The organism is Adlercreutzia sp. DFI.6.23 (genome assembly GCF_024462535.1).
Classification (GTDB): Bacteria; Actinomycetota; Coriobacteriia; order Coriobacteriales; family Eggerthellaceae; genus Adlercreutzia; species Adlercreutzia rubneri.
Genome location: NZ_JANGBP010000786.1, coordinates 1 through 288, shown reverse-complemented (window position 1 = coordinate 288; position 288 = coordinate 1). Strand labels below are relative to the sequence as shown.

Genomic DNA, 288 nt, shown 5'->3' with positions numbered 1-288 from the left:
GAGGAGACCCTGTTCCCCCACATGAACTCCGTGGGCGACGCGGCGGCCGTGGAAGAAGAGCGGCGCCTCGCCTATGTGGCCATCACTCGCGCCCGCAAGCGCCTGTGCCTTACCTGCGCCCATGCTACTGGGGCGATTTGGACGATCCGGAATCTGCGGTGTCGAAGGCCATCGAGGGCCGCGACTATCACCTTGATTTTTGGAAGACGGTGTAGGGGCTCCTCTGACTGGGAGGTCGGGAGGAGGTATCCCCAGCCCGCTGCGCGCTTTATCCCCTTTCGAACGCGG

The 288-nt window shown here is 64.2% G+C and carries 1 pseudogene; it reads left to right on the top strand.

The features are described 5' to 3' along the window. Nucleotides 1–126: pseudogene (locus tag NE591_RS16085) on the top strand (3'-5' exonuclease); the annotation flags it as partial. Nucleotides 127–288: the final 162 nt, after the last annotated feature.